The sequence below is a fragment of the Halomicronema sp. CCY15110 genome (genome assembly GCF_016888165.1).
Taxonomy (GTDB): domain Bacteria; phylum Cyanobacteriota; class Cyanobacteriia; order Phormidesmidales; family Phormidesmidaceae; genus Halomicronema.
On the sequence record NZ_JACSWC010000139.1, the window covers coordinates 1 to 6,765 of the forward strand.

The 6,765-nt window shown below is 50.0% G+C and carries 7 protein-coding genes; 2 read left to right on the forward strand and 5 right to left on the reverse strand.

Annotated features, from left to right (window positions below):
• Positions 1-306 precede the first annotated feature (306 nt).
• The 4 genes from JUK32_RS02635 to JUK32_RS27875 are packed head-to-tail and all read right to left on the reverse strand — an operon-like array spanning position 307 to position 2,602.
• The gene (locus JUK32_RS02635; protein WP_204137300.1) at positions 307-1,752 is read right to left on the reverse strand and encodes a ribosomal protein L7/L12; all 1,446 of its coding nucleotides are present in this window, start codon (positions 1,750-1,752) and stop codon (positions 307-309) included.
• 26 nt (positions 1,753-1,778) lie between these two features.
• Positions 1,779-2,162 (reverse strand): hypothetical protein, encoded by a 384-nt coding sequence (locus JUK32_RS02640; protein ID WP_204137301.1) that lies wholly within the window; start codon positions 2,160-2,162, stop codon positions 1,779-1,781.
• 37 nt (positions 2,163-2,199) lie between these two features.
• Positions 2,200-2,436 carry a hypothetical protein gene (locus JUK32_RS02645; protein ID WP_204137302.1) on the reverse strand — a complete coding sequence of 79 codons (237 nt, stop codon included), beginning with the start codon at positions 2,434-2,436 and terminating at the stop codon, positions 2,200-2,202.
• A gap of 37 nt (positions 2,437-2,473) precedes the next feature.
• Positions 2,474-2,602, reverse strand: a complete 129-nt coding sequence (locus JUK32_RS27875; RefSeq protein ID WP_255538012.1) for a hypothetical protein — start codon at positions 2,600-2,602, stop codon at positions 2,474-2,476.
• Between the two features lie 182 nt (positions 2,603-2,784).
• On the opposite strand from JUK32_RS27875, the gene JUK32_RS02650 reads away from it, so the two are divergent.
• Both JUK32_RS02650 and JUK32_RS02655 read left to right on the forward strand, forming a co-directional pair.
• Positions 2,785-3,872 (forward strand): ISKra4 family transposase gene (locus JUK32_RS02650; RefSeq protein WP_239112263.1). Its coding sequence is split into 2 segments (ribosomal slippage): positions 2,785-2,956 and positions 2,956-3,872, totalling 1,089 coding nucleotides; the frame shifts between segments, so codons are not numbered across the junction.
• A 44-nt stretch (positions 3,873-3,916) separates the two neighbouring features.
• Positions 3,917-5,953 carry a protelomerase family protein gene (locus JUK32_RS02655; protein ID WP_204137303.1) on the forward strand — a complete coding sequence of 679 codons (2,037 nt, stop codon included), beginning with the start codon at positions 3,917-3,919 and terminating at the stop codon, positions 5,951-5,953.
• Between the two features lie 86 nt (positions 5,954-6,039).
• On the opposite strand, the gene JUK32_RS02660 is transcribed toward JUK32_RS02655, so the two are convergent.
• The coding region (locus JUK32_RS02660; RefSeq protein ID WP_204137304.1) for a YhcG family protein at positions 6,040-6,765 on the reverse strand (726 nt) is incomplete at its 5' end.

Below are 6,765 nucleotides of genomic sequence, written 5' to 3' on the forward strand. Positions count from 1 at the left end.
CGCAGTGACGAATGATCTCAATCGGAAAGCGATGGTATTTGTAACTGACGCTCATGGACTCGCCCTGACAGATGCTGACAAAGCCTACCACGAAAGTTAAGTTGACAGTGCCCTCGCGATGATCCGCATCATGGTCAGGCGCTTGGCGTAAAATTTGACCCGCCAAAACTTTTAAAACACCCTCTTAAAAGGAGATTCGATATGAAACTCTAAAATTCACATCATTCCTTAGGCTACACCATGTTAGGGATAGCCAAAGTAAATATTTTCCATTAATACGCTGACGATTTCAATCGGGTAAATAACTCATATCTTACATTCTTCTAGTCTCAATGAAAGAGAAGAAAACAACTCAGCTTTCGGACAGGGTATCAATAAAACATTATTGTCCATATCTCGTTTTTGACCAATTCTCATTAAGACTGGTAGATGACCTTCTGGAGCTCTTTCATTAAAAGAATACTTCTCTAAATCAAAAAACCAACTAAGCCAGCCTGGCCATCTACCCCGATCTTTCCAGCCCACAATTTCTCCAAACTTTTCCCAGTTTTTATTGTATGAAGTTGGGCTTTTGAAACCTTCCCATACCTTTTTTTGAACGCTAAATCCAAACCTTCCTTGACTATAAAATAGCCATAGATGATCAATGATGCAGAGATCTCTACAAGGAAAACTAATAATATCTTCTTTTTGTAAATATCCCACCAAATTATCGAGTTTGCTTATCTCTGATCTTAAAATACTTTTTTCTTTTGGAGATAAGCCTGATTTTCCCTCCCGCTCTTCCATTGACATCTCTAATATGATTGACATATCAATGTGGCCACCTCTCTTCTGTTGAGCAATGACTTCGCACATTCTGTTCATAGTTTCCAGATTTGCCTCTCTCCAAGCTTTGGCTGCTAGCAAATCCCTCAATTTAGTATAGTAGTTTTCTCCAAAATATTCTGAGCTAAAACAGGTGGACTGCGTGATTGAAATTCTAGCACCTGCCTCGGTTAAAGAATTTACAGCCTCTTGAGTGTCCTGGCTATAAACACCTGTAAAAACAGGTGTGGGTGCAGACTCTATTAATTCTTTAGCCTCCTTCAATCCCAGTTTAGTTAAACCTTTCACAACTCTTAAGGCGAAAATTTTTCTGTCAGGTGGGACTGACTCTAAATATACTGTACAAAAAGGATGATTAAATGGGTTTTCTTTAAATTTATTGATGGCAACGCCATCGCCAAATGATCCTCTCTGACGCTCTATCTTTTCCTGTGGTATTTGATTGTCAGGTGCTTGTTTCTCTTGAAAACTCTCTTTTAGATCTTTTAATGGCTGCTGATTGTTTGTTCCATTTGTTCTGGGTACAGATTGCTCAGTAGATGATCTAGATGCCTCAGATAAGTTTTGATTTAAAATTCCGCCAACTTGGACACCACCGCCAGCAGCAAAACCACCGCCAAACTGGGCACCTCTCAAGTCATAAATTGTAGAGTGAGCGTTTTCTTGAAAGACCCAACTACTCAAGTCGTCTACAGCGAGCTTGCCTTTTTGCAGCAGCGTAGAACTGAAGTACTCTGGATCTCCGACATCGCCAATAGGAAAACTGGTTTGACCTTCGATGTACTTCTCATCGGCCAAAAATTCCATATAGACGTTAACCAGAGAACGCTTCAGACCAGTTGATACTGCTATTTGCTCTGCTGAACCTATTCCTTTAGCAATTACCTGAAGAATACTCTTCAAATACTCCTCTTTTAGTTTCATCGTGCCTCGCTGCCCCCCTACGGAAATCAGAGTAAAGAGAGTCCAAGCAGAGCCAGCGCCTTGGTGATGACGACTTTGGCAGCCTGACCGCCGGCGACTTTAGCGGCTTCACTCGTCGCCGCCTTAGAAGCATCTCCTCCAAGCGCCTTCCCCCAGTTCACCAACTTACCCATCAGCGTCGGATCTTGCTGAGCCTGGGCCGCCAGGGCCTTGGCCGCTTCATCGTGGGCGACATCCTCGGAAGCGGATTGAGATTGCAGTTGCGTCAGGAGCTGCTGAATCTTACTGGCAGCTTCAGTCAGATCCTCAGTCTGAGAGAGATCGTTCAACGTTCCCCCAACCTGAATGCCGCCCTCAGCCGCAAAGCCACCACCGAATTTAGAACCTCTCAAGTCATAATTTGAAGACATAGCCACACTCTGAAACAGTTGCCAGTTATCTAATTGATCAAAAATCACCATACCTTATGATAGTCAACAGAGAGTTGACGTACTCTTCGCTGCTGTGATGATTAAAGCGATAGACTTTCTGACCTTCAACATATCCATCTTTCTCCAGACTATGAAGGTAACGATTTACCAGATCAGGCTCCATGCCAGTCAGTGAAGACAACTCCTCTGTAGAGCCACTACTTTCGTGAACAGCTTGAAGGATTTTCTTGATATTGTCCTCGTTAAAGCCCATAAATACTCCAGTGGCGGCCTCAAATGATCGGAAGCACTTAGTCCCAACCAGTCATCGCCGCTAGCAGCAACTCCATATCATCTCCATCCAAATCAGCAAACTTCTTGGTCTCCCACCCGTAGACATCAGATAGCCGCTGAACCGCCTCATCACGGTTCAGGTCCAAACGCTCGCACTCGATGCCGACTGCACCAGTACGGCGCTTAAATCGCGCACCGGCGGAACATTTGTCTGTTCTCTGTTCTGTTTGCTGTTTTGCGATCGCTTTGGTTGTTTTGACGGGAGCAGGTCACTTTCTGGAGAGAAAAATTAGAGTAAGGCTGTAGCGATATTTGGATGGGTGCCCTCATGACTCCAGCGGAACGCCAAGAACTTTTACAGTGCAGTCAACGCATCGCGGCACTGCTGTATCAGGAAGCCTGCGAGCAAGACCAGCCGATGGCGAATTTGGGAGCTATCGAATCCACGGTGCGCGCTCAAGTGCAAGCCCATGTCACGCCGGTGATTGGGGAGTTTTTTGCCAAACCGTCACCGGTACGAGCGAAGGATACCCCCGCCAATTAGAGAGCATTCTGGGCCGGTTATCCCTCAGTAGTGAACAGGCCAAACAACTCGGTGTCCGTCCTCGGCAACAGGTCAGCCCTTACTTGGAACTCTGCTGTTTGCGCCAAAGTGCGGTTGTTTCTGATGCTCAAGCGGCGGATGAAATTGCGGTGCAAACGGGACGTCGGGTGAGTGCGAAAACGCAGCAGCATTTAGAAGCCCGTCATGACTTTGAACGGCCCACGAGCGAGGTTCCGGTCGAACAAATGAGTCTGGATGGCGGCATGATTCGCTTGCGCACGCCGCTGGGAGAAGCGACTGAGTGGCGCGAATATCAAGCCTTGAATTTGGGTGAGCAGCATCAGGGCATGGCCTGGTTCAAAGACAACGACCATCTGATTGAATGGGCCAATGGCCTGCCGTTAGCGCCGATAGTGGACTGTCTGGGCGATGGTCATGATGGGGTTTGGGGGATCTATGCCCAGATTGGCTGCGACCGCCAACGTCACGAAATCCTCGATTGGTTTCACTTGATGGAGAATTTACATCAAGTTCCGGCAACCGCCGAATGCTTAGAGACGGTTCGTGATTTTTTATGGCAAGGTCAGGTAGACGCCGCCATGGCGGCCTTAGAGGACGCTGACTCGGCCGCCGCTAAACGCTTCTACGGTTATCTGGAGCGGCATCGAGGGCGGATTCCCAACTATCGTTACTATCAGGAAGAAGGGTGGCCGATTGGCTCAGGCGATGTTGAGTCCTGGGTGAAGCAAATTAACCAACGCACAAAAATCTCTGGCGCTTCCTGGAATGCCGAGCGAGTGCCGCAAGTTTTGGCGCATCGGTGTGCTTACCTCAATGACAGGCTCTCACCTCAGCGGTATTTTTCTCTGTAGAAGGTGACCTGCTCCCATCAAGACAGCTAAAGCAGGAAAGGATAATGCCTACAGCGCAACCACTAGCCGAGAACTGGCTCCAGTCTGCTGAAAACTGCGGCTCTACCAAATGGCTCAAGCAATTCATTCGCTTCTATGTCTTGGAGTTGGAGACCGAAAGACTTAGTCCAGAAGCGTTTGCCCATGAGCTGGACGAGGAATTTGCCTCCCGAGGTCTCGATACGCCAGCTCAGCAGAAAAACTATCGCTCGAATGTGGTGCAAGCCATTAAGGTGTTTGCCCCCAATCATCCAGCCATTGATTTAGTTGCGCTCTCGACGGAGCAATACCGCATCCTCAACGACCAGCAGCGGGAGCGGATTGCCGATCGCGAAACTCGCTTCATCACCAGTGACGCCGCTGAAGCGATCGTCGAACGGGCCAGAACCTTAATCAGCAGTGCGGAATGGTCAGAGGTCGGGGCCGGACTGGCGGTGCTCATTGGACGGCGGATTAGCGAAATCCTGATCTCAACCTTTTCACTCAAGTCAGCCTGGAGCTTGAATTTTAGCCAGATGGCCAAGCGGAAGGAGACGCAGGACATCACCATCGAGATTCCCACGTTGGCACCCGCACAGGAAGTATTAGCGGCCATTCAGCGCCTACAGCAGGGATTGAGAACCGATGAGCTGAAGTTACAGGGGCTATCCGATCGGCAAGCGAAGCAAAAGGTCAATCAGCTCTACAGTGGGGCGATCGCCGACAAGTGTCACGAGCATTTCAGCGACTTAGTGCCTGTCAGAACTGACAAAGATACTCTCTACACCCACATTTTCCGAGCCGTCTACGCCACCATTGCCGCGCACTGGTATTGTCCGCCGTCGGTGCCGGAGCATCAGTTTAAGGCGGAAATTCAAGGGCATTTCACGATCACCCAAGATGGCAAAAAGCTCCCGAACTACGCCGCCCGCTCCAATTACGACGACTACGCCATTGGCAATGGTCAAGGTAATCGCGATGGCCGCTTAGGCATCAAGTTAGGCCAAGTGCCCGACCTGGAAGTTGTCGAGGTATTTCGGCAGCCTCGATACCATCGCACCGAGACCGCCGTCACCGAGGAGAACCTGGAGGCTGAAGCGGCTCCAGAACTCACCTTAGAGCAACCCGATGAAACATCTACAGAACTGCACACCCAGGAATCACCCACGATGACTAAATCTGATGTTGCGCAACCCACCATCAAGCGCCCCAACGTCTACGCGGATGACCTGGAGCGCATCACTGACCTCATGGCCCACCAGGGCATTACGGGCACCACAGCGGATGTATTCCACGCCCTGCTGAGAGAATTTGAGGCTAAGGCTGCCCAAGCGGAAAGCCAGGAAGTGAAAACGGCCAGTGAGTTTGCTCAGGCCATCAACTGGTTCACGCAGGAAATTGAAACCCTGCGGCAGCAGTATCACGCGCTGGAACAGGAGCATCAAAAATTTGCGTCGCGGCCCGCAGACACCGATGAGGTCGCCACCTTGAAGGAGCGCAATGCGCAGCTAGAGGCTCGCAATACCGAACTGGAAGCGGAACTGGAGGAAACGCGATCGCAGCTCAACGCCATCCAGGATCTTCTGGGGGGTCGCAGCGGAGGCCGTTTGAAGGAAGAAAAGGCGTCAGCGCCACCAACAGAAAAGCCAACTTCAAAACCAGAACCCGCATCCACAGAGGAGTCGGTAGCTAGCCAACCTGCGAAGACTCCGAAGACAGAGGCCGTCTCACGTCATTCTGACCGGGCTGACTCGACAGACAAAGTTGCCGATGTCATTGATGCCATCATCAAGTGGAATACGGCTCAGGAGCGAGCGGACCTGCGGCTACGCATTTCTTTCCCGTCGATTCGCAGTCTAGCGGTTTTAGTGGGGGCGAGTTATCTTCCCGCCATTAAAGAGGTCATTGCTGAAAAGGAGGCGGAAATTGAGGAGATCCATGAGCGCTACATGATTGGCAGTCGCCACAATCGCTCGGTGCAGGACAAGGATGCAGTGTTACAGGCGATCGCTCGCGATTACCTCGGAATCCCCAACTGGCAGGAGGCTACCTACGTCAACTAAAAAGGGTGTCCCAAATAGGTGTGCATAGGTGGTGCTAATGGGCTTATGGCAATGCTTTCAGAGTGTCCCAAAAGATTCAAGTCGAGTTATGAGTCTTCGTCAGGCTTCCCTTCTATCTGACGCACCGCATTTTCTAGCTCTGATTCCAGTCGTTCGGCACTGGGTAGAGCATCTGACGGGACTTCCGGCCAGTGATGTTCCGCCACAGCGATCGGATTGCGTAGATTACTCAAGGCATACTCCGCGATCGCTTTATGCCGGGTCTGACACAGGATGATGCCAATCGTTGGCTGGTCATACTCTTTGCGGTTCTGGTCATCGATGGCCGCGATGTAAAAATTCATCATGCCCGAATACTCAGGCTTGAAATCACCCATCTCTAGTTCAATAACCACAAAGCAGCGCAGCTCCAGATGGTAGAACAACAAGTCAATTTGGAAATCTTGGTCACCAACGGTGACCGGGTAGTTATGACCGATGAAGGCAAACCCCATGCCAAGTTCGAGCAAGAAGTCGCGCATGTGTTTGACTAATGCCCGCTTTAGCTCCTGTTCCTCAACGTCTTTGGATAGGGTTAAAAAGTCGAAGTTGTAAGGATCGCGAACAATCTGCCTGGCCAACTCCGACTGTGGGGCGGGTAGAGTCTTGGCAAAGTTATTGACGGCCTCACCTTCCCGCTGATACAGGCGGCTCTTAATCTGCGCCACCATGACATTCCGGCTCCAACCATGAGTGATCGCCTCGCGAGCATACCAGAGGCGTTCTTGGGGATCCTTCAGCTTCTCTAGCAACGCAATATTGTGGTACCAGGT